The following is a 2,463-nucleotide window of genomic DNA, read 5'->3' as shown; positions in this document are numbered from 1 at the left end:
GGGGTGCTCGTGGTCGCCGTCTCGTCAAGCGCTACCGTAACGCCGGTGGCGGCGACAGCCGTCACCTTCGGCCCGTCGTCGTCGAAGACGATCTTGGCGCCGATGGCGAGCGACTGGCTGACTGTGTCGCCGTCGAAGTCGGTGACGGTGACCACCGCATTGATCTTGCCCGACAGGTTGACCGGCTCGTCATAGGAGCCGCCCGAACCGTTGCCGGCCAGCGGATGCTGCAGCGACAGATATTGTGCCGTCGAGATATGGCCGGTCTGGTCGACCGAGACCGCGAAGGCAATGGCGCCGTCGGGATTGGCCGTACCGTTCGCGTTGTCGACGCGGCCGACGATCAGATTGCCTTCCTTGAACAGCGAGATCTCGTGCCCGTCGGTCGTCTTCAGGCCCGAATCGGTGCCTGGCTCTGCAACCGCAAGGCTGAGCACGGCCGCGCGCGGCTCGTCCGTGCCGGGCAGCGAGCCGAACAGCACCACCGGCAGGTTGCCATGCGCATAGCCCAGGCTTGCCGTGCCCAGTCCAAGCGAATCGAACTGGTGCGCGACCGAGGCGCTGCTGGTGTCGTCGTTCTGGTTGCCCGCCGTCTCGTCATGCACGACCGACACGCCGGTCGCGGTGATGAACACCTGCGGCACGTCGTCGACCACGGTGACCGTCGCCTTGCCGGTCAGCGTGACCGTATCGCCGTCGCCGTCCTTGGCCTGGAACACCGAGCCGAGGTCGATGCCGGCCACGCTGCCGCCGCCCAGATGCGTCTGCAGCGCGGTGTTCTGGTCCGATGTTCCGGCCGCCGGTGCGACATGGTCGAGCTGGTCGAACTGGCGCACCACGAAGGCGCCGCTCGAGGCGTTCAGCGTCACCGTCATCACGGTGCGGTCGCTAAGCCCGTTGTAAGCGCCGTTATGGTTGCTGTCGACAAAGCCGACCAGCGTGTTGCCCTGGATCGCCCAGCTCAGCTCGACGCCCTTCGACGACAGCCCGATGGCCGTCAGGTCTGCGGCCGCCGTGCCGGTGAAGCCGAAACCGCCGCCGGCGGCCGGGCCGTCGGCGCCGAAGTCGACAAGCCCGTTCAGCGAGCCGGATGCGATCGCCGCACCCAGCGGGAACTCCGTGCCCGAACCGTCGCCGGACCCGTCATAGGGCGAGGTTCCCTGCGACAGCAGGCTGGCAATGTCGTCCTCGTCGATCGTCACCGGCGCGGCATGGCCGCTCAGGACCTTCGGCCCGTCATCGTCGAAGACGATCTTGGCGCCGATGGCGAGCGACTGGCTGACTGTGTCGCCGTCGAAGTCGGTGACGGTGACCACCGCATTGATCTTGCCCGACAGGTTGACCGGCTCGTCATAGGAGCCGCCCGAACCGTTGCCGGCCAGCGGATGCTGCAGCGACAGATATTGTGCCGTCGAGATATGGCCGGTCTGGTCGACCGAGACCGCGAAGGCAATGGCGCCGTCGGGATTGGCCGTACCGTTCGCGTTGTCGACGCGGCCGACGATCAGATTGCCTTCCTTGAACAGCGAGATCTCGTGCCCGTCGGTCGTCTTCAGGCCCGAATCGGTGCCTGGCTCTGCAACCGCAAGGCTGAGCACGGCCGCGCGCGGCTCGTCCGTGCCGGGCAGCGAGCCGAACAGCACCACCGGCAGGTTGCCATGCGCATAGCCCAGGCTTGCCGGGCCCAGTCCAAGCGAATCGAACTGGTGCGCGACCGAGGCGCTGCTGGTGTCGTCGTTCTGGTTGCCCGCCGTCTCGTCATGCACGACCGACACGCCGGTCGCGGTGATGAACACCTGCGGCACGTCGTCGACCACGGTGACCGTCGCCTTGCCGGTCAGCGTGACCGTATCGCCGTCGCCGTCCTTGGCCTGGAACACCGAGCCGAGGTCGATGCCGGCCACGCTGCCGCCGCCCAGATGCGTCTGCAGCGTGGTGTTCTGGTCCGATGTTCCGGCCGCCGGTGCGACATGGTCGAGCTGGTCGAACTGGCGCACCACGAAGGCGCCGCTCGAGGCATTCAGCGTCACCGTCATCACGGTGCGGTCGCTAAGCCCGTTGTAAGCGCCGTTATGGTTGCTGTCGACAAAGCCGACCAGCGTGTTGCCCTGGATCGCCCAGCTCAGCTCGACGCCCTTCGACGACAGCCCGATGGCCGTCAGGTCTGCGGCCGCCGTGCCGGTGAAGCCGAAACCGCCGCCGGCGGCCGGGCCGTCGGCGCCGAAGTCGACAAGCCCGTTCAGCGAGCCGGATGCGATCGCCGCACCCAGCGGGAACTCCGTGCCCGAACCGTCGCCGGACCCGTCATAGGGCGAGGTTCCCTGCGACAGCAGGCTGGCAATGTCGTCCTCGTCGATCGTCACCGGCGCGGCATGGCCGCTCAGGACCTTCGGCCCATCATCCTCGAAGACGATGGTCTGGGAGATGTCGGCGCTTTGTGTGACGTGGTCGCCGTCGCCATCG

Annotated in this window: 1 protein-coding gene; it reads right to left on the bottom strand. The window is 67.5% G+C overall.

Annotated elements, in window-relative coordinates; translation table 11 throughout:
* A partial coding sequence (locus FJ979_RS32830) for a DUF5801 repeats-in-toxin domain-containing protein (RefSeq protein WP_210241489.1) occupies positions 1 to 2,463 on the bottom strand: 2,463 nt, incomplete at both ends.

This window comes from Mesorhizobium sp. B1-1-6 (assembly GCF_006443035.1).
Taxonomy (GTDB): domain Bacteria; phylum Pseudomonadota; class Alphaproteobacteria; order Rhizobiales; family Rhizobiaceae; genus Mesorhizobium.
This window is presented reverse-complemented; position numbering and strand designations above follow the sequence as displayed.